We start from the raw sequence: 18890 nt of genomic DNA, 5'->3' as shown, positions 1-18890 counted from the left end.
GGGATGGAAAAACAGGAACCTCTCTTTGATGAAGAATGAATGTAAGGAGTGAAGCATCAATGGAAACACGTGCTGTCGTTATTGAAGCCTATGGTGGAAAAGACCAATTAAAAGAAGCAACGGTCCAATTACCAGAATTAAAAGCAAATCAATTATTAGTCAAAGTTGCCGCAACGTCCATCAACCCAATCGATTGGAAATTAAGAGAAGGCTATTTGAAACAAATGTTTCCATGGGACTTCCCAATTATTTTAGGTTGGGATGTCGCAGGGGATATCGTAGAAATAGGTGCTGACGTGACAGAATTCAAAGTTGGTGATGCGATCTATGCCCGCCCTGAAACGACTCGTTTTGGGACGTATGCTGATTACGCCATCGTGGATGCTGAGTTAGCAGCGATCAAACCAGAAAACCAAAACTACGCAGAAGCAGCTGCAGTGCCATTAGCTGGTTTGACTGCTTACCAAGCGTTGTTTGAACACGGTCGTTTAAAAGCAGGGGAAAAAGTCTTGATCCATGCCGGAGCAGGCGGAGTTGGTACCTATGCGATCCAACTAGCAAAAGCAGCTGGCGCTTACGTCATCACAACGGCTAGTCCTCGTAACCATGAGTTATTGCAAAAACTTGGTGCCGATGAGATCATCGATTACCATACGACAGATTTTGAAGAAGTCTTGCAAGACATCGATTTGGTCTTTGATACGATGGGGGGCGACACCCAGAAGAAAAGTTTCACTGTCTTAAAACCTAAGGGCCGTCTGATCTCGATTTTGAGTATTGAAGACGAAGACTTGGCAAAAGAAAAAGACATCTTCGCCAAAGCAATTTGGTTACGAACCAACGGCAAACAATTGGCAGAATTGACAGAGCTGATCGAAGCAGAAAAAGTCAATAGTGTCATCGGTGCAACCTTCCCATTGACAGCACAAGGAATTTACGATGCCCACGCATTGAGTGAGACACACCATGCAGTCGGTAAGATCGTTATTGAAAATCAAGACAATTTCATCAGCCAAGACGCAGAATAAAGGAGGCTGAACCGATGCGCTTATGGCATGAAGCACTGATCCCTGCTTTGCCCCGGCAGCAGCTGTTAGGCCAGCATCGTGAAGCAGCAGCCTTACGAGGGTTAGGCTGGGGCAAGAAGCACGCAACGGTCGATTACGTTTTTACTCATCCACCCTATAAATTGTTTCAATACCATCAGTTAGTGCTGGATGAAATGACCCGTCGAGGCTATCGGCCAGCACCTGAATGGTACGATCCAGCGTATCGTGGCAAAAATCTGCCGCTGGAACCCTCCGTTCAAGCCGTTCCTTTGACTACGCCGATCTATCCAGAACATGATGAAGCATACTTGGAAGAATGCTTAGTGAATCTCCATAGTAAAGGGATCTATCTTTAAAGACCAAACACTTTCCTGAATTTTTGTTCGGGAAAGTGTTTTTTTGCTTTAAAATCGGCAACTTACAAAAAGTAAGCATATTGTTCGCAACTTTTTTTGTTCCTTGTTATAGTGAGAACAGAGAATCAGTAATGAGAAATGAGGAAAAGAAAATGACCATCAATCACAGAAATCTTGAATTTGGGTTAGATACGTTTGGCGATCTAGCCTTTGATGATACAACGAAAGAACGGATCAGTTATAGCGAATCGTTGCGCAATATCGTGGCAGAAGGAAAATTAGCCGATGAAGTCGGCATCGATGTCATTGCCTTAGGGGAGCACCATCGGGAAGAATATTCGATCTCAAGTCCTGATACGGTACTAGCGGCTTTAGCAATGGTTACCAAAACCATCAAATTAGGTACCGGTGTAACTGTCTTGAGTTCGGATGATCCCGTGCGGGTCTACGAACGGTTCGCGACCGTTGATGCGTTGTCGAACGGTCGCGCACAAATCATGCTGGGACGAGGATCTTTTACTGAATCATTCCCTCTATTTGGCTATGACTTGCAAGATTATGAAGAACTATTTGAAGAAAAAACAGCAATGTTCAGTGAATTGAGAAAAGGCAAACCATTAACTTGGGAAGGCAAGTTTACGCAATCCTTAAAAAATGCCGACGTTTTCCCAAAAATCGAGGGGCATCAATTAAATACCTATGTGGGTGTCGGTGGAACTCCTGAATCGATCATTCGTGCCGTCCGTTATGGGTTTCCTGTTATGTTAGCGATCATCGGTGGCGAACCCGCTCGTTTTGCGCCCTATGTTGATCTGTATAAAAAGGCAGCACAGCAACTGGGGCAACCGATTCTGCCAATCGGCATGCACTCCCATGGTGTGATCGCCGACACCGACGAAGAAGCCTATGAAATCGGCTGGGATTACATCAAAAAGAGCATGGACAAAATCGGTCTTGATCGCGGCTGGCCAGCCATGAGCAAAGAGCGCTTTGACTTTGAAGTCGAACATGGGTCTTACTATGTAGGCAGTCCAGAAACCGTAGCGCAAAAAATTGCCCGTATGATGCCGCAAGTCGGTGTAGAACGCTTTGATCTGGTTTACGGTACTGGCGGACAGCTGCAAAAAGACCGTTTCAAAACGATTGAATTGTATGGAACCAAAGTGATTCCACGGGTGAAAGAATTGTTGGCAGCAGGTGATGGCAATGCCTAAAACCATCGGAATTTTAGGCGCAGGCAAGTTAGGCTTAGCGCTCGCAAATCTTGGTGCCCAGGCGGGCTATCGGGTCTTGATCGCCAGTACGAAGCCACCAGAAAAAATCGCCCTATCCGTTTCTGTGTTGGCTCCGGGAGCGATTGCAAAAAATGCCGCTGAAGTGATGACAGAAGCCCAAACGATCATTTTGGCAATCCCATTGAGTAAGTACCAACAGCTGCCAGCAGAAGCATTGGCTGGCAAGCTAGTGATCGACGCCATGAATTATTGGTGGGAAGTCGATGGCAAAGAGACAGAATACTCAACCATCGAGCAGACTTCTTCGGAACGTGTGCAACGCTATTTTTCCCAAAGTAAAGTAGTCAAAGGATTCAATCATATGGGGTACCACGATATCCAAGAGGAATCCTTGCTGACGAGAACGGCTGCTCAAGGAACTGCCAAAAAAGCCATCGCCATTGCTGGTGATGACCAAACCGCCCTTGATCAGACAGCCGAAATCGTTGCCGCTTTCGGCTTTGATCCCTTTCCTATCGGTGCTTTAGCTAATGGCATCATGTTAGAACCCGGCAGCCCTTTCTTTGGTGCCAATCAAACCAAAGAGGGATTGACGGCATTGATGAAGGCGTTTTGGAGCAGTGAGAAAGGGCAAACGTTCCTGACGCGTTCTGCCACTGTGAATAATGAGCAGCAGGTTCCTCAGTAAAAGAGCCGCCTCAATGTACGATTGGATACGATAAAAACAACCCTCTTCTCAAAAAAGAAGAGGGTTTTTCCCATCCAGTCAAATCAGCACACGGTCGCTAAAAAATACAATGTGATTGTTACGATTGTGATTCGTAAGCAGTGGTTGTTACGTTTACGTCTCTGCCAGACGTTCCATAGTGTACATATCAGCCTGTACCTGCTTTGTGCTCGCCTTTGACACCCACCCATGTTTGTTAAAGATCGACCAGCCAATTGGTTTGTTGGATCTTTCCATCTAATTCTCGCAACTGCTTGGCGGTCGCATTCAATTGCTCCGTTAGCGTTTTTGTATCGATCGTACGTACCAGTCGAATTTCGTTGCGACCCATTCGGGGAGCTGCTTTGGTTTCATCCAGTGCTTGCGTTAGCAGTGCATGCTTGCGGCGCAGCTGTTCTCGCCGTTCTAGTGCTTCCATCAGCAATAACGCACTATCTGCTACAGAGGCAGTCGCATTTTTCCGATTGATGGCTACGACCAATTCTGAATACTGTTGATTGATCTCATCGTATTCCTTGAACAATTCTGTGATACTGCGATCCAAGGTATCGCCTTCTTGGACTAACACACTACTAGAGATCTCGTTGCGCAATTGAAACAGACGATTGTTCAAATCTCGTCTTAAAAGTAACGCTTCTGCTAATTTCATTTTCGGCACACTCCTTTTTACAAATGAGAACAGCTTATCTAGTTCTTATCCTAGAGAAGAACGTGACGAAAGGCAAGCAAGACGCAAAACAAGCTCTGATAGAAAAATCATAAAAAACTGAATATTCGCAATTCTTGTTGACTTCCAAAAACACCAATAGTATACTTTATAACAATCATGAAATAGACAAAAAAACGTCATTTACCATTTTTTTAGATAAAAAGAAAGACGATGAAGAGAAGAGTAGCTTTGGAATCTGTTAGAAGAGAACCCGGATGGTGAGAAAGGGCAGCAGAAAAAAAGTGAAGATGAGCTCTGAGTGATCTGATTTGTTCACGCAAATCAGACGGAAAGCAGCCGTTACCGTGCCAAGTATCTTAGCGTACTGTTGAGGTGCCATTTGTGAGAGTGGTGCGAAAAAGGGTGGTAACACGAAAATCTCGTCCCTTTGTTTGTCAAAGTTGATAAGCAAAGGGATGAGGTTTTTTCTTTTTATCGTTGAATGCGTTTTTGGCTGTCATGAAAAACACTTGCGTTGGTTGCGCAATCACATAGGAGGAAGAATGAAAATGATCTGGAAGAAGCGTTTATTGGTTGCAGCAGGAGTGATTGGGTTGACCCTTTCTGGCTGCACGACAACAGGAAATACTGAGGGATCAGAGGCTGAAACTAACGGAGCGCCGAATCAAGCGATCGCGGTGAGTCTACCAGCTGAGCTGACGACTCTCGATACGACCCAAACGACGGATAAAGCAACGTTTACCATCGTCCAACATTTATTCGAAGGGCTTTACCGTTTCGATGAAAACAGCGAACCAGTTCCAGGCTTGGCAGAAGGAGTCGAAATCAGTGAAGATGGCAAAACCTATACCTTTACCTTGCGAGAGGATGCGAAGTGGAGCAATGGCGAAGCGATCACTTCAGCTGACTTTGCTTATGCGTGGAAAAAGTTAGTCGATCCAGCAACGATGGGACCAAACGCCTATTTGTTGGATAATGTAGTCAATAGTAAAGACATTCGTGAAGGCAATGCAGACGTAGAAACGATTGGTCTGGAAACCCCAGATGATGCGACCTTTATCGTGCAGTTGGAGCAGCCGCAGCCTTCGTTTTTATCCTTGATTTCCATCGGCTGGTTGGCACCGCAAAATCAAGCCTTTGTTGAAGAAAAAGGCGATACCTATGCCCGTACAAGTGAAGATTTGTTGTATTCTGGTCCCTTTACTTTAACCGATTGGCAACAGACGGGAGATGAGTGGACGCTAGTGAAAAACGACCAATACTACGATGCTGATGTCGTTCAATTGGAGGAAATCAAAGGCTCCACCATCAAAGAAGAAAATACGGGGATCCAATTGTTTGAAAGCGGCGATCTTGATTTGCAAAAAATCAGTGGGATCTATGTTCAACAATATGGAGACAATGAAGAGCTAGTTACGCAAAATGATGTGGCGAACTTTTTCTTAGACTTTAACAAAACCGCCAACGATGCCTTAGCAAATGTTCATGTGCGTAAAGCGATCGCATTGGCGATCGACAAAGAAAGTCTCGTGGATAATGTGTTGAACGATGGCGCGAAAGTTTTAAATGGATTGATCCCTACCGGCTTAGCTGCGAATCCAAATACTGGCGAAGATTTTCGAGCATATAGCGGTGATTATAACCTGTATGATTTAGAGGCTGCCAAGGAAGAGTGGGAAAAAGCCCAAGCCGAAATTGGCGAAAGTACGACGCTGCGTTTATTAGTGACAGATGATGACAATGGTCAAAAAATCGGGGAGTACTTGCAAAGCCAACTGCAAGAAAACTTGCCAGGCTTGTCGATCTCCATCAACAAACAGCCACGTGCCAGCTTGAATCAATCAAGAGCAAATAGTGATTATGAGCTTTCCGTTTCTGGTTGGATCGCTGGAAGCAGTGACATGGATATGTTCTTTATCTTATACAAAACCGGCGCTTCCTTTAACTACGGTGGCTATGTCAATGAAGAATATACGGCGTTGACGGAAGATGCGCGCACCGTTCATGCCAATGACCCCGATCAATATTTTGAAGATTACAAAGCGGCAGAAGAAATTTTGTTGGAACAAGATGCTGCGCAAGTCCCTCTATACCAAAGTGCTTCAAATTATCTAATCAAATCAAAGGTAAAAGACATCCAATTCCCAGCTTATGGCGCGCATTTCTTTTTCCGCACCGCCTATGTGAGTGAATAAGAGGAAAAATAGTTGAATGAAACGCGCATGTTTATTCGATGAACATGCGCGTTTTGCAACAAAAAAAGCAGTTCAGAAAGCTGAACTGCTAAATGCGGAAGATGGGAGTTGAACCCACACGAGATAAACTCACACGCGCCTGAAGCGTGCGCGTCTGCCATTCCGCCACTTCCGCATAAGATAAAGATAATCCTTTCTAGGAAGAAATGCAAGTCCAATCTCACAAAAAGGAGCCCGCCAGCGGGGACTGGCGGGATAGGAGTAAAAATGAAAAAGTGTTAGGGTTGTTTGTTGGTATACAAGTATCATACCGAGAAAATATGAAGAATTTTCGAGCGAAATTCAGGAATTGCGTGAATCTTTTGACAAATTATGCCTTCTGTTTGAATTTTTTCTTAAAAGAGAATTGACAAAAGGCACAAGCTTTGATAATTTAAATGAAACAAAATGCAAACGCGATGAAAAAGAAAGTAGAATCAAGGAAATTGTCTAGCAGAGAGTTCCGGTAGGTGAGAAGGAACGACAACGAATGATTTGAAATGACTTTGGAGCGGATTTTCTGACTAATTAGGAAAATACGGTTGCCCCGTTAACAAGCGACAGTCTCCGAGTGTTTTCGGGTACTGAATGAGGTGAAGCCTGTGAAGGTTTTGCAGATTAAGGTGGTACCGCAGGTGATGCCCTTAGCTTTGGCTAAGGGCTTTTTTTGTGTCTGCACGGTCAGCTGTTTCAAGCGCAGGTTTTGTTGAAAAGGAGAAAGGTTGTTGGGAGGAGAGAAAAATGCACAAATTAGTGGTTCAAACCGATTTTGGTTTGCAAGATGGAGCGGTCAATGCGATGTACGGGGTAGCTTATCAAGTGGCACCGGAGCTGGTCATTGCTGATTTGACTCATGAGATCGAGCCATACAACATTCATGATGCCAGCTATCGTCTGCTGCAAAGCGTCACCTATTGGCCAGCGGGAACGGTCTTTGTTTCAGTGGTCGATCCTGGCGTAGGGTCTGATCGACGAAGCGTGGTTGCCAAGTTGGCGACCGGACAGTTGGTTTTGACGCCAGATAATGGCACCCTAACCTATTTAGCGACTTATATCGGAATCGCTGAACTACGGGTGATCAATGAGGCAACTGAGCGGTTGGCCGGATCAGCCGAAAGCCATACGTTTCATGGTCGGGATGTTTATATGTATAACGCCGCGCGGCTCGCCAGCGGCGCCATCAGCTTTGATGAGCTAGGAACACCCGAACCTAAAGAAGCGATCCAAGTCTTTGCCATTGAAAAGCCAAGCCAAACAGCAGAAACGATTACTGGTACGATCGATATTCTCGATATCCGCTTTGGTTCGTTGTGGACGAATATTCCCCATACGTTCTTTAAGCAATGGCAGGTCCAATACAATGAGCCGCTGCTCGTCAGTATCTACTACCAAGATACACTGCGTTATCAAGAAGAAGTGCGTTTCGGACGCTCCTTTGCGCAAGTGTCGGAAAATGAACCTGTCTTATATGTCAATTCCCTATTGAATATTGGTTTAGGGCTCAACTTGGCTTCATTTGCTGAAACCTATAAAATCGGGACTGGCACGAATTGGAAAATTACCCTCAAAAAAAGGAGAAATGAAAAATGAATCAATCAAAATTTACAGTAAAACACATTGTTGCAATCGGTATCGGTGCTGCCGTCTTTTTCGTCTTAAAACGTTTCGTCACGATCCCGACTGGTTTTCCAAATACGGATATCGCCACAGCCTATCCTTTCTTGGCGCTATTAGGCGTTGTCTACGGTCCAATCGTTGCTGGTTTAGCGGGCTTTATCGGGCATGCTCTAGGAGATTTGACGACTTATGGTCCATGGTGGTCTTGGATCGCCGCCTCTGGGATCTTAGGGGTGTTCTTTGGACTTTTGACTCGTTGGATTCCAATCCAGCAAGGAACCTTTGGGGCTAAAGAAATTCGGACCTTCTTGATCGGTGAAACGATCGCAAATTTGGTCGTCTGGGTGATCATTGCCCCGATCGGTGATATTTTGATCTATGGCGAACCAGCGAACAAAGTCTTTACGCAAGGAGCCATTGCGGGATTGACCAATGCAGTCGTAACTGGGATAATCGGAGTGATCCTGCTAAAAGCCTATGCCCAAACCAAAACCAAAAAAGGCAGCTTGAGCAAGGAATCCTAACCAAAGAAATGTGTGAAGGCTAAAAAATGAAACAAAAAATCATTCAATTTACGAATTTTTCTTTCCAATATGATGCACAAGCGGAACCCACCTTGAAAAACATCGATCTAACGATCTATGAAGGAGAAAAAGTCCTGATCGTCGGTGCCAGCGGTTCTGGCAAAAGTACATTAGGAAAATGTTTGAACGGTTTGATTCCGCAAAATGACAAAGGCAGTAGTACCGGAGAATTGACGATCGGTACTAATGATTTTGGACAAGCTTCCATCTATGAGCTGTCTTTGACCGTCGGCACGGTGCTGCAAGACACCGATAGCCAATTTGTAGGTTTGACCGTAGCAGAAGATATCGTGTTTTCATTGGAAAACGATCAGCGTAGTCAAGCAGTGATGCAAGAGGCGCTGCGTTTTTGGGCTGAAAAGACCGACTTAATGGATCATTTGGCGAAAAAACCGCAGGAATTATCGGGTGGCCAAAAGCAGCGTGTTTCAATGGCAGGTGTTTTGATCGATGAAACACCGATTCTACTGTTTGATGAGCCGCTAGCCAACTTGGATCCGCAAACAGGTGTGGAAGCCATCAAAATGATCGACCAGCTGTATCAAGAGAAGCGTTTTACCACCATCATCATCGAACACCGCTTAGAAGAAGTGTTAGCCGCCGCTGTCGATCGCATCATCGTGATGGAAGAAGGCCGCATCCTTGCCGACAGTACACCGAATGAACTATTAAAAACGGACATGCTGCAGCAAGTTGGCATTCGTGAACCACTGTATTTAGCCGCCTTAAAAAAAGCGGGGGTTCCCGTGACCGATGCTGCTGATTTGGTCGCGGTAGAAGCATTTGCATCACCTGAGATTGCCGAAAAACTGACTCAGTTTCAAGAAAAATTTCCGAAAACGGCACTTCCTAGCCACCAGCCGCCGTTGTTGGAAGCGAAAAATCTATCGTTTTCTTACCAAGTGGGCAAACCAATTTTGCAGGCACTGGATTTTACCATCCATCAAGGAGAAATGATTAGTTTGGTCGGGCATAATGGCGCAGGAAAATCGACCTTGTCCCATTTGATTACTGGCTTTTTGACTCCGACATCTGGCAAATTACTTTGGCAAGGAACGGACATGGGCAATGATTCCATCAAAGAACGAGCGCAAAAAATTGGCTATGTTTTGCAAAACAGCAATCAAATGCTGTCAAAAAACTTCCTGTTTGACGAAGTTGCCTTAGGCTTGCGCAACCGAAACGTTCCAGAGGCTGAAATCACAGAAAAGGTTCATCAGACCTTGAAAATCTGTGGTCTGTATCCGTTTCGCTCATGGCCATTGTCGGCACTAAGTCATGGGCAAAAACGCCGAGCCGCCATTGCAGCGATCCTCGTCTTAGATCCTGAACTCATTTTATTGGATGAGCCAACAGCAGGACAAGACTATCGCCATTACACCGAAATGATGCAATTCTTACAGGAGTTGAACCAGCGGGGATTAACGATCGTTATGATCACCCACGATATGCACCTGATGTTGGAGTATACACAGCGGACGATCGTTTTGACGCAAGGAACGATTTTGCTGGACGCACCGCCAGAAGTTGTTTTAGCAGACAAACAAGTGGTGAGTGCCGCGAACCTCAAAGAAACCAGCTTGTACACACTGGCGACCCTTAACCAGCTGACAGATCCCGCCGCTTTTACTGCCGCCTTTATTGCCAGCGAGAAGGAGGGACACGATGGAGAGTAATCTAATCGGCTATCTTGACCGCAAAACGTGGATCCACCAACTAAGCGGTGCCGCAAAACTGATTTGTTTTTTGCTGCTATCCGTCATCGGGATGATCTCTTATGATACGCGTTTTCTCATTGGACTGGCATTGTTTTCGGTCTTTCTATTTGCCAGTGCTGGAATTCGCTACCGAGATATCGCTTTTGTATTGAAATTTATCATCTTCTTTTCGCTTTTGAATTTGGTGGCGGTCTATCTTTTCGCACCAGAATATGGGGTGGAGATCTACGGTACGCGCCACGTGATTTTTGAAGGGATCGGTCGGTATACATTGACCCAAGAGCAAGTGTTTTATGAGTTGAATCTGTTGATCAAATATTTTGTCACGATTCCGCCAGGGTTGATTTTCCTGTTTACCACCAATCCAAGCGAGTTGGCGTCCAGTATCAACCGCATCGGGATCTCCTACAAAATCGCCTATGCAGTAGCACTGGCTTTGCGTTACATCCCTGATATTCAAGAGGATTTTCGGACCATTGCCAAAGCCCAGCAAGCACGGGGCGTGGAGCTTTCTAAAAAAGCACCTTTGCGCAAACGCGTGGCAGGCAATGTCGCGATCGCGATTCCCTTGATTTTTTCCAGCTTAGAACGGATCGACCATATTTCTGCTGCCATGGAGCTAAGAAGGTTTGGTAAGCACAAGCAGCGTACCTGGCTGAAAGCTAAGCCGATCCAAGGCAAAGATCTCTTGGCGATTGCTGTTGTTTGCTTGATCGTGGCGCTCGGATTGTCCTTGATGGTCCTTAATGGCGGACGCTTCTACAATCCGTTTCGTTAACAAATCAACACATGAAAACTTAAAAAAACGGACTCATTGTCAATAATGAAAGTGGGACGGATGAATCAACTCTGATTCATCCGTCCCATAAATGATCGAGTCAAAAAACGCAGGATAATCAGTCAATTATCGCCAGCGAATGCTATATTTGCTAGTGCCAGTTGCTACTAGGTCTGCGTTTTTTTGCCGATAAAAAAAAGGAGCCCACCAGCGGGGACTGGCGGGATAGGAGTAAAAATGAAAAAGTGTTAGGGTTGTTTGTTGGTATGTATTAATAATAGCGGGAAAATGTGAAAAAAATAGGAAGAGAAAGCAATAGAAGTGTGTCAATCTGTTGATGATTTTCGTAAAAAATTCCAGCGGAATCCTTTTAGATCTTTGATTGACGGAAACACGAAATAAGGCTACACTGATGGCATCAAAGCAGTACAAGGAGGGGACAGGATGGATGCCATTACGATCAACGGACTAAGCAAACAATACAACAAGAAGTACGCCATCGAGAATGTATCATTGCAAGTGGCAGAAGGAGAGATTTTTGGCTTTATCGGACCAAATGGTGCGGGAAAATCAACGACCATCAAAGTATTGTTGAATTTTATCAAACCAGATGCAGGGCAGGCAGCGATTTTTGGACGAGATTGCCAAAAAGCAGCCAAAGAAATCAAAACGTTTACTGGGTATGTTTCCAGTGATGTACGGTTTTATTCGAAAATGACGACAGCAGAATTACTGGCATTTACGGCGGATTTTCATCAAGTCAAACAGCCAAAAAAAGAGATTCAGGAGTTGATGGAGCTTTTTCAAATTGATCCAAACAAATCGATCGCAGAACTTTCTTTAGGGAACAAGAAAAAAGTCGGGCTTGCGAGCGCCTTGATTGCACAACCGAGAATGTTGATTTTAGATGAGCCGACCAATGGCTTAGATCCCTTGATCCAAAAACGGCTGTTTGAAGAGCTTCTCAGAAGAAACAAACAGGGGATGACGATTTTTCTATCCAGTCATGATCTGCATGAAATTCAGAGCTATGCCCACCGGACCGCCTTTATTCGTGAAGGACAGATCATCACCGTGAAAGAACTGAGTGAGGAAGAAAATTTCGGCAAAGTTGTAACGCTCACGAATGAGGACAGTATCTCATTAGTCGGCTTGGAAAACGTACAAGTTCTTGCTCAGGAATCACACAGCTTGCGTTTTTTCTATCAAGGAGACATGAATCAGCTGGCACATTTTCTAACCAATCCTGCCATTAAAGAGTTCACGATCGAACACCCAACCCTTGAACAGCAATTTATGCTGCTCTATGAAGGAGGTTCTCAAAAATGACTTTAATGAAAATCGACCTTAAAAATACCTTCAAAGGCTGGCTAGTCTGGACGATCCTTTTTGCAGGAATCATTTTTGGATTTACGGCTATCTATCCTCAAATGATCACGCCAGAAATGAAAACGTCATTAGACCAGATGTTGGGCTCTTTCAGCCCAGAATTACTAGGCATCTTTAACATCCAACTGACAGGTCCTTCAAGCTTGGTTTCACCGACAGGCTTTTTCGGGTACTACTTTCAATACTTATTTATCGCCGCGTGTATTTATGGGATGCTTTTAGGCTTGAACAGCCTGATCACTGAAGAATCAGAAGGAACGATCGAGTATTTATATGCTCAGCCTATTAGCCGCAGAGAAATCGTTGGGTGGAAGTTCCTCGCCCGATTGTTGCTGCTGACTGGCTTTTGGCTGATTGCCTATGGCAGTAGTCTGGCCTCGTTTGCTCTATTCAAACTGCCTGAAGACGACCTGTCCGCTTTTATAGAAGAAATCAGAAAAATCTTCGTTGCCGAATACGGTGTCTTAGTTTTCTTCCTCTGTCTAGGTTTCTTTTTATCCACGATCTTGCGTTCCAGCAAACAAACCGCCAGCGTCGGCTTAGGCTGCGTGTTCGGTCTGTATTTGCTCGGCATCGTGGGGGAACTCTACGATAAATTGGAATGGCTGGCAGGACTTTCGCCTGTGCGGATGGCATTACCCGTCCAACTCATGGATAACGGCGCCACATCAGTCCTATGGGTACTGCTGATCGGTGTATTGTGTTTCTTTGGCACCTTTTACCGTTACGAGCGCAAAGACTTGCAGATCTGAGCACAACAATCAAAAGACAAAAAAGAGCCTGTCAGCGGGGACTGACAGGCAAAGGAGTAAAAATGAAAAAGTGTTAGGGTTGTTTGTTGGTATGCTTATATAATAGTCTCGAAATGTGAAAAAAGTATGACGAAGCAGGCACGTTTTTGCGAAAAAATCGTTGCGAAAGTTAAGAAAGCCTAAAGTGTCCCTTCACCAAAAGCCTTGAAGGGACACATAGAACCTAAAAACACTCCGAAGCAGCATGAAACGCCTGCTGCTTCGGAGTGTTTTTTTAGTTGAAGCTACTTGCTCAAATCAAGGCTATCGACATTGAAGGTGTCGCCATGTGCTAAGTCACCATAACGATAACCACGGTTAAACCAGTCCACGCGTTGCTGCGATGTGCCGTGCGTAAAACTATCTGGAACAACATAGCCTTGGTATTCTTTTTGCAGTGTATCATCCCCGATAGCATTGGCAGCCGTGATCGCTTCTTGAATGTCGCCAGCTTCTAAGATCGGTTGTCCTTGATAGGTTTCGCCTTGCAAGTATTTCGCAAAAGTACCAGCTAAGTAGTCAGCTTGCAGTTCCAAACGAACGCTGTACTGATTGTATTCCTTTTCTGAAACTTGCTGGCGGATTTTGTCCAATTGTTGGGTGATCCCCAGCTCATTTTGCACATGATGACCGACTTCATGGGCGATGACATAGGCCATTGCGAAGTCGCCGCTTGCTCCATATTTATCGGAAAGCTCATTGGCAAAGCTCAGATCAAGGTACACATTCTCATCTGCTGGGCAATAAAACGGACCAACCTGTGACGTGGCATAGCCGCATGCCGACTGCACACTTCCCGTAAATAATACGAGTGTCGGGTCTTGATAGGTTTCTTGTCGCTCTTGAAAAACGTCTTGCCAATAATCTTCTAAATAGCCGAACACGACTGCGGAAAATTCTTTTTCCTCCGTGTACTCACTGGTGCCCACATTTTCTGTCTGGTAATTGGCTGCTTGACCGCTGCCACCCAAGACATCCGGCAGCGAACTTAAATCACCACCGCTAAACAGGAAAAATAAAACAGCGATGATCACCGTACCGATCCCGCCACCAGCAGCCAACATCCCGCCTGAGCCAGATGATCGCCCCGTTCGATCATCGACATTGCTGCTTTGTCTACCCCCACGCCATTTCATGTTATCTCCTCCTATATAAATCCTAGCTTAATTATAAGAGAAAGGCGGCAGATTGTGAAAAAAAGCGCCTTGAAATTGTTTTAAAATGCCTTCAGGAGCCTTGAAAATCAAAGTGTACACTCCTTTTAATCATTCTTTAATCTAACAATTAGCCTTCTAATTTGTTACAGTAGCAATAAAATAGATGTAGAGGGTGAGCGTATGAAAATGAATTATTCGGGGACATCGGAACGAAGGATTTTGATTTTTAAGCGGTTGATTGCTGGCGAGCATCTCAGCTATCAGCAGTTAGCAGAGGATTATTTCGTTTCCCGCAGCAGTATTGCCAAAGATATTTCTTATTTAAAAGAGCTGTTTCAAAAAGAAAGCTTACGTCTGAGATTTGATAATTCAGGTACATTTTTTGAAGCAAGTGAATCCCAGATCCATCGGGTGCTCAAACGCTTTTGCTTAATGATGCTGGATCAACCAGCGGCGTTTTCCTTGTTGGTGGAACCTGCGAAATACCAGGAAGTAAATCAGGCCTTTCGTCGAGCGTTAATGGAAAAACAAGTGGAAATGCCCGACAGCTATATCCAAAGTATTGTCCTTTCCATCGTGCTGCTGATCGAACGGGCGAGTCATTCTGAAAACTTAGTGATTGAAGAAAATCGCCAAGTGGGGAAGCTGTTTTTGGAGTTCGACAAATATCCGTTAGTCTATGAGCTACTGAAAGAAATCGAAGAACAGCACATTTATCAATTTTCACCAAAAGAAGTGCAATATCTAACCTACCTGATCGTCGGTAGCGGCTTGAAATTTTTTATGAAAAGTGAAAAAGTTCCTTTCGTCTTTCGGGGAAAAGTGCGCAACTTGATTCAAAAAATCAGCGAAGGCTTAGGCACCGACTTGACCCAAGACAATCGATTGGAAGAAGATGTGACGATCCATCTGTATCAACTACTGCTGCGGATCGAAGCGCAAACCACAGTCATCAACCCTTTGTTAGAAGAAATCAAACAAAACTATCCTGCCTTGTATGGCGTGGTCTGGTTCTCGCTTCATGATTTCTTGAAAGCGTATCAAGTGGGGATCTCTGATGATGAGATCGGATTTGTCACAATCCATTTTCAAGCAGCAATCGAGCGAATGCGCCGCATGAACAAAATTATTTTTGTCTGTCCCAATGGTGTCGGCACTAGCTCATTTGTCTCTGCGAAAATTCGTCGCATTCTGCCAGAGATCGACAGTATCGAAACCGTTTCAGTAGAAAAATTAAAGCAGATGGACATTTCGGCAATCGATTTTATTATTTCAACCATCGATCTCGTAGGGATTCAAAAACCTGTGGTACGGATCTCGCCTATGGTGACCAATCGCGACATGAAGCGGATCATGAATCACTACATCGATTTAGTCATCGATAATGAGGCGGTGGTCGATCAAAATGGTTTACTTCTTCAAGCCCAATCGATGATCCAGCCAACCGTCTTTTTCGAGCGATTTGCCAGCAAAACAGAAGCCATCAATTTTCTGATCGAACAAACCCCTTTTAGTGATGAAAAACGAAAAGCGCAGTTTCAGCAATCCGTCATTGAAAGAGAGCAGCTACAATCAACCTATTTAGATAATGGCTTTGCCATCCCTCATGGCAATCCGAATTATGTCGAAAAAACAGCGATCTCAATCCTACTTTTGGATCAGCCAGTAGAATGGGGCAACCAAAAAGCCGACATCATTATTTTATTGATGATCCGAGAGGATGAGACGCAAAAGGTGGAACCAATGATGAAATTGATCATGCAAGGAATCGAAAACAAAGAATGGTTCCTATCAAAAATGTTGGAGGTTAAATCAGAATGAAAGTGAAGGATTATTTGCCTGAAAAGCATATACAAACGGATGAGACAGTGGCAGATTGGCGCTCAGCCGTAAAATTAGCTAGCCAGCCCTTGCTGGATGAAGCGCTGATCACGTCAGAATACATCGAAGCGATGATTCAAAGCGTGGAAGAAAATGGTCCTTACATGGTGTTGGCGGATTACTTTGCGCTGATGCATGCCCGTCCTGGAGAAGGGGTTTTGGAGCAAAGTATGAGCCTTTTAGTAACGAAACAGCCCATCGATCTTGAGGGGAAACCGGTGCGGATATTTCTTGTCTTAGCCGCCGCAGATAGTGAAAGCCATCTAGAAAGCTTGAAAGAGATCATGGCGATCTTTATGGATGAAGAAAAATACAACGTTATATTAAACGGCGATCGGGAACAAATTTGTCAATTATTCCAATAGGAGGAAAAGGATATGAAAATTTTAGCAGTATGTGGATTTGGTGTAGGAAGCTCAATGGTATTGAAGATGACGATCGATAAGGTGATCAAAGAGTTAGGGTTGACGGCAACTGCCGAGAATACTGATTTATCAACAGCAAAAGCGACACCCGCAGATGTTTATTTTACGAGCAATGAATTATTGAATGAGTTAAAAGCATCCGTTAAAGCACCCGTTTATCCAATCAAAAAGTATATGGATAAAGAAGAAGTCAAACAGCAAATGGAAAAATTTTTAGCTGAAAGAGAGGGATAAGCATGAATTTTGTTACGGATTATATTTTAAAAAATCCGCCAGTCCTACTGGGGATCATTGCCATGATTGGGTTATTGGTACAAAGAAAACCTTTTGCAGAAGTCGTCAAAGGAACCTTAACAGCTTCCTTCGGGATGGTGGCATTGACGGCTGGGGTAAATATGTTGGTGGGAACGATCGCACCGATCAATGCAGCGGTTCAAACCCAATTAGGCGTTGCTGTGTCAGATGGGCTCTCTGACATCACCTTTACGGCAGAATACGGCGGAACAGTAGGTTTAGCGATGTTTTTCGGACTTGTCATTCATTTATTGATTGCTCGCTTTACACCTGTGAAGACGATTTTCCTCACCGGTCACATGTTGTGGTGGTTCCCATTCGTCATCGTCGCTGGGGGCGTTGAAGGCGGACTTACTGGAATCCCGCTGTTGATCTTAGGGGCGGTTCTATCTGCTTGTTACTGGTCATTCATGCCATGGATCATGCGGAAATATGTATGGGATGCCACAGGCGATGATTCATTCTTGATCGGTCATCCAACGGGGATCTTGTCATTGGTTTCAGGCTTTGTTGCAAAACGGGTCGGAAACAAAGAAAAATCGACGGAAGATTTGAAAGTGCCTGAAAATCTCTCGTTTTTCCGTGAAATATCGATTACTGGCGCATTAGTGATGTTTTTGATGAATATCGTTATTGGTTTGATTGCGCCCGTATTAGTTCCTGAAGGGGGCAACTTGGTGATGTTTGCGGTTGATGCTGGCTTGAACTTCGGTGCAGGACTATTGATCATGTTGTATGGGGTACGTCTATTGATCAACCAAATCATTCCAGCCTTTCAAGGGATCGCAGAAAAAGTCGTTCCAGGAGCAAAACCAGCTTTTGATGTGCCAATCTTGTTCAACTACCGTCCAAATGCTGTAATCATCGGCTTTATCGTGGCGATGATCACCTCAACGATTTTAGTGGTCATTGCCAATACGACCAACGTCTTTGGCATTTTGATCGTTCCTTTAGTCATCACCAGCTTCTTTGAATGTGGGGGTGCTGCGGTGATTGGTGAAGGACAAGGGGGCTTGCGAGGTGCCATTATTGGCACGATCACAGCTTCTGTCGTTATGGTAGCACTCGTTGGGATCTCTGCAGCGTTATTCTCAACGACGATTCAAAACTGGATCTTGATTTTCGGTGGGAACGATTTATCTCTATGGGGCATCCTTGGTGAATTGATCGGCAAGCTGTTTGGAGGGTTTTAAATGTTTCAATACTTTGAAAAAGCAAAAGAACTATTGTCTATTGTAGAAGAAAAAGAAGCACCAGCGATTGAGCAATCCATTGAATTACTGACGCAAGCCAACTTGACCAAAAAAGCCATCTACATTTTTGGCGCAAGTCACGCTGGGATCTTAGCCGAAGAGATGTATTATCGAGCAGGGGGCATGATGACCATCAACGCGATCTTTGGAAGAGAACTGATGCTTGATCGCAGCCCAATCACCTTCACTAGTAAAATGGAGCGCTTAGAAGGCTACGGTAGGGCCTTGGCGGCGACCCAGCCCTTTACAGCAGGCGATGTGCTGATCTTGCATTCGGTGTCTGGGCGAAACCCAGTTATCATCGATATGGCGCTTCATGCTAAAGAAAAAGGGGTCAAGATCATCGCATTAACGAACCTTACCTATTCGAAAACAGTCAGCAGCCGTCATACATCAGGCTTGCGTTTGTTTGAAACGGCGGATATCGTCATCGACAATCATGGGGAGATTGGCGATGCTGCGTGTACGATCCCTGACGTGGAACAAAAAGTCGGACCTACATCCACCGTAGTCGGCGCAACGATCTTAAATGCGATCATCGTTGAAGTTTGCCAAAAACTAAAAGAAGCCGGTGTCGACTATCCGCCGATTTTTTACTCAGCGAACCTAGACGGCGGGGATGAATTGAACCAGTCCCTGTTTGAAAAGTACCAAGAGGCGATCCATTATCAGCTGTGACTGTATAAGTAACTTATCTTTATATTAGAACGATCAGAACGAAAAATTTGAAAA

Annotated in this window: 18 protein-coding genes, 1 tRNA gene and 1 other annotated feature; of the genes, 16 read left to right on the top strand and 3 right to left on the bottom strand. The window is 44.7% G+C overall.

Annotation, left to right across the window (positions count from 1 at the left end):
• Positions 1 to 59 precede the first annotated feature (59 nt).
• From IGI78_RS11660 to IGI78_RS11645, 4 genes are all read left to right on the top strand, one after another.
• Positions 60 to 1028, top strand: coding sequence for an NADP-dependent oxidoreductase (locus tag IGI78_RS11660; RefSeq protein WP_081117428.1), 969 nt, complete (start codon positions 60 to 62; stop codon positions 1026 to 1028).
• A gap of 14 nt (positions 1029 to 1042) precedes the next feature.
• Positions 1043 to 1405 carry a TIGR02328 family protein gene (locus tag IGI78_RS11655; protein WP_016610641.1) on the top strand — a complete coding sequence of 121 codons (363 nt, stop codon included), beginning with the start codon at positions 1043 to 1045 and terminating at the stop codon, positions 1403 to 1405.
• 152 nt (positions 1406 to 1557) lie between these two features.
• The gene (locus IGI78_RS11650) at positions 1558 to 2619 is read left to right on the top strand and encodes an LLM class flavin-dependent oxidoreductase (protein WP_081117427.1); all 1062 of its coding nucleotides are present in this window, start codon (positions 1558 to 1560) and stop codon (positions 2617 to 2619) included.
• On the top strand, positions 2612 to 3328 hold the full coding sequence (locus tag IGI78_RS11645; RefSeq protein WP_081117426.1) for an NADPH-dependent F420 reductase: 717 nt from the start codon (positions 2612 to 2614) through the stop codon (positions 3326 to 3328). The genes IGI78_RS11650 and IGI78_RS11645 overlap by 8 nt, the downstream gene beginning before the upstream one ends.
• Before the next feature lie 235 nt (positions 3329 to 3563).
• Here IGI78_RS11645 and IGI78_RS11640 read toward each other — a convergent pair whose 3' ends face one another.
• A complete protein-coding gene (locus IGI78_RS11640; protein ID WP_077452841.1) occupies positions 3564 to 4016 on the bottom strand; it encodes a DIP1984 family protein in 453 nt (150 codons plus the stop codon).
• Between the two features lie 563 nt (positions 4017 to 4579).
• Here IGI78_RS11640 and IGI78_RS11635 point away from each other — a divergent pair.
• The gene (locus IGI78_RS11635) at positions 4580 to 6232 is read left to right on the top strand and encodes a peptide ABC transporter substrate-binding protein (RefSeq protein ID WP_081117425.1); all 1653 of its coding nucleotides are present in this window, start codon (positions 4580 to 4582) and stop codon (positions 6230 to 6232) included.
• A gap of 93 nt (positions 6233 to 6325) precedes the next feature.
• On the opposite strand, the gene IGI78_RS11630 is transcribed toward IGI78_RS11635, so the two are convergent.
• A tRNA-Leu gene (locus tag IGI78_RS11630) sits at positions 6326 to 6407 on the bottom strand.
• Between the two features lie 274 nt (positions 6408 to 6681).
• Positions 6682 to 6920: a binding site (T-box leader), on the top strand.
• A 92-nt stretch (positions 6921 to 7012) separates the two neighbouring features.
• Here IGI78_RS11630 and IGI78_RS11625 point away from each other — a divergent pair.
• The 6 genes from IGI78_RS11625 (at position 7013) to IGI78_RS11600 (ending at position 13109) form a co-directional block, all read left to right on the top strand.
• Positions 7013 to 7861 (top strand): SAM hydrolase/SAM-dependent halogenase family protein, encoded by an 849-nt coding sequence (locus IGI78_RS11625; protein ID WP_077452839.1) that lies wholly within the window; start codon positions 7013 to 7015, stop codon positions 7859 to 7861.
• Positions 7858 to 8412 (top strand): ECF-type riboflavin transporter substrate-binding protein, encoded by a 555-nt coding sequence (locus IGI78_RS11620; RefSeq protein ID WP_081117424.1) that lies wholly within the window; start codon positions 7858 to 7860, stop codon positions 8410 to 8412. The genes IGI78_RS11625 and IGI78_RS11620 overlap by 4 nt, the downstream gene beginning before the upstream one ends.
• A gap of 26 nt (positions 8413 to 8438) precedes the next feature.
• Positions 8439 to 10148: an ABC transporter ATP-binding protein gene (locus IGI78_RS11615; protein WP_195264683.1), complete on the top strand. Its 1710-nt coding sequence runs from the start codon at positions 8439 to 8441 to the stop codon at positions 10146 to 10148.
• Entirely contained in the window at positions 10138 to 10968 is an 831-nt protein-coding gene (locus IGI78_RS11610; protein ID WP_081117422.1) for an energy-coupling factor transporter transmembrane component T family protein, read from the top strand. The genes IGI78_RS11615 and IGI78_RS11610 overlap by 11 nt, the downstream gene beginning before the upstream one ends.
• Before the next feature lie 444 nt (positions 10969 to 11412).
• Complete coding sequence (locus tag IGI78_RS11605; protein WP_195264685.1) at positions 11413 to 12297, top strand: ABC transporter ATP-binding protein; 885 nt, start codon at positions 11413 to 11415, stop codon at positions 12295 to 12297.
• On the top strand, positions 12294 to 13109 hold the full coding sequence (locus IGI78_RS11600; protein WP_195264687.1) for an ABC transporter permease subunit: 816 nt from the start codon (positions 12294 to 12296) through the stop codon (positions 13107 to 13109). Before IGI78_RS11605 ends, IGI78_RS11600 begins: the two co-directional genes overlap by 4 nt.
• A 284-nt stretch (positions 13110 to 13393) precedes the next feature.
• Here IGI78_RS11600 and ypfJ read toward each other — a convergent pair whose 3' ends face one another.
• Positions 13394 to 14284 carry a KPN_02809 family neutral zinc metallopeptidase gene (ypfJ, locus tag IGI78_RS11595; RefSeq protein ID WP_077452834.1) on the bottom strand — a complete coding sequence of 297 codons (891 nt, stop codon included), beginning with the start codon at positions 14282 to 14284 and terminating at the stop codon, positions 13394 to 13396.
• 201 nt (positions 14285 to 14485) lie between these two features.
• On the opposite strand from ypfJ, the gene IGI78_RS11590 reads away from it, so the two are divergent.
• The 5 genes from IGI78_RS11590 to IGI78_RS11570 are packed head-to-tail and all read left to right on the top strand — an operon-like array spanning position 14486 to position 18836.
• Positions 14486 to 16126, top strand: coding sequence for a BglG family transcription antiterminator (locus IGI78_RS11590; protein WP_194194802.1), 1641 nt, complete (start codon positions 14486 to 14488; stop codon positions 16124 to 16126).
• The gene (locus IGI78_RS11585; RefSeq protein ID WP_081117417.1) at positions 16123 to 16551 is read left to right on the top strand and encodes a PTS sugar transporter subunit IIA; all 429 of its coding nucleotides are present in this window, start codon (positions 16123 to 16125) and stop codon (positions 16549 to 16551) included. Before IGI78_RS11590 ends, IGI78_RS11585 begins: the two co-directional genes overlap by 4 nt.
• Positions 16552 to 16563: 12 nt before the next feature.
• The gene (locus tag IGI78_RS11580; protein WP_005225413.1) at positions 16564 to 16845 is read left to right on the top strand and encodes a PTS sugar transporter subunit IIB; all 282 of its coding nucleotides are present in this window, start codon (positions 16564 to 16566) and stop codon (positions 16843 to 16845) included.
• 2 nt (positions 16846 to 16847) lie between these two features.
• Positions 16848 to 18098: a PTS ascorbate transporter subunit IIC gene (locus IGI78_RS11575; RefSeq protein WP_015509221.1), complete on the top strand. Its 1251-nt coding sequence runs from the start codon at positions 16848 to 16850 to the stop codon at positions 18096 to 18098.
• Entirely contained in the window at positions 18099 to 18836 is a 738-nt protein-coding gene (locus IGI78_RS11570; protein ID WP_096741494.1) for an SIS domain-containing protein, read from the top strand. It abuts the gene before it with no gap.
• Positions 18837 to 18890: the final 54 nt, after the last annotated feature.

The sequence above is a fragment of the Enterococcus sp. DIV1767 genome, assembly GCF_050542585.1.
GTDB classification, from domain to species: Bacteria; Bacillota; Bacilli; order Lactobacillales; family Enterococcaceae; genus Enterococcus_D; species Enterococcus_D innesii.
This window is presented reverse-complemented; position numbering and strand designations above follow the sequence as displayed.

Bases quoted from the DNA above. Each gene is read 5' to 3' on its own strand.
- IGI78_RS11660 (WP_081117428.1), top strand. From the start codon at position 60: ATGGAAACACGTGCTGTCGTTATTGAAGCCTATGGTGGAAAAGACCAA.
- ypfJ (WP_077452834.1), bottom strand. From the start codon at position 14,284: ATGAAATGGCGTGGGGGTAGACAAAGCAGCAATGTCGATGATCGAACG.
- IGI78_RS11605 (WP_195264685.1), top strand. From the start codon at position 11,413: ATGGATGCCATTACGATCAACGGACTAAGCAAACAATACAACAAGAAG.
- IGI78_RS11620 (WP_081117424.1), top strand. From the start codon at position 7,858: ATGAATCAATCAAAATTTACAGTAAAACACATTGTTGCAATCGGTATC.
- IGI78_RS11590 (WP_194194802.1), top strand. From the start codon at position 14,486: ATGAAAATGAATTATTCGGGGACATCGGAACGAAGGATTTTGATTTTT.
- IGI78_RS11655 (WP_016610641.1), top strand. From the start codon at position 1,043: ATGCGCTTATGGCATGAAGCACTGATCCCTGCTTTGCCCCGGCAGCAG.
- IGI78_RS11575 (WP_015509221.1), top strand. From the start codon at position 16,848: ATGAATTTTGTTACGGATTATATTTTAAAAAATCCGCCAGTCCTACTG.
- IGI78_RS11650 (WP_081117427.1), top strand. From the start codon at position 1,558: ATGACCATCAATCACAGAAATCTTGAATTTGGGTTAGATACGTTTGGC.
- IGI78_RS11625 (WP_077452839.1), top strand. From the start codon at position 7,013: ATGCACAAATTAGTGGTTCAAACCGATTTTGGTTTGCAAGATGGAGCG.
- IGI78_RS11640 (WP_077452841.1), bottom strand. From the start codon at position 4,016: ATGAAATTAGCAGAAGCGTTACTTTTAAGACGAGATTTGAACAATCGT.
- IGI78_RS11635 (WP_081117425.1), top strand. From the start codon at position 4,580: ATGAAAATGATCTGGAAGAAGCGTTTATTGGTTGCAGCAGGAGTGATT.
- IGI78_RS11585 (WP_081117417.1), top strand. From the start codon at position 16,123: ATGAAAGTGAAGGATTATTTGCCTGAAAAGCATATACAAACGGATGAG.
- IGI78_RS11645 (WP_081117426.1), top strand. From the start codon at position 2,612: ATGCCTAAAACCATCGGAATTTTAGGCGCAGGCAAGTTAGGCTTAGCG.
- IGI78_RS11570 (WP_096741494.1), top strand. From the start codon at position 18,099: ATGTTTCAATACTTTGAAAAAGCAAAAGAACTATTGTCTATTGTAGAA.
- IGI78_RS11600 (WP_195264687.1), top strand. From the start codon at position 12,294: ATGACTTTAATGAAAATCGACCTTAAAAATACCTTCAAAGGCTGGCTA.
- IGI78_RS11610 (WP_081117422.1), top strand. From the start codon at position 10,138: ATGGAGAGTAATCTAATCGGCTATCTTGACCGCAAAACGTGGATCCAC.
- IGI78_RS11615 (WP_195264683.1), top strand. From the start codon at position 8,439: ATGAAACAAAAAATCATTCAATTTACGAATTTTTCTTTCCAATATGAT.
- IGI78_RS11580 (WP_005225413.1), top strand. From the start codon at position 16,564: ATGAAAATTTTAGCAGTATGTGGATTTGGTGTAGGAAGCTCAATGGTA.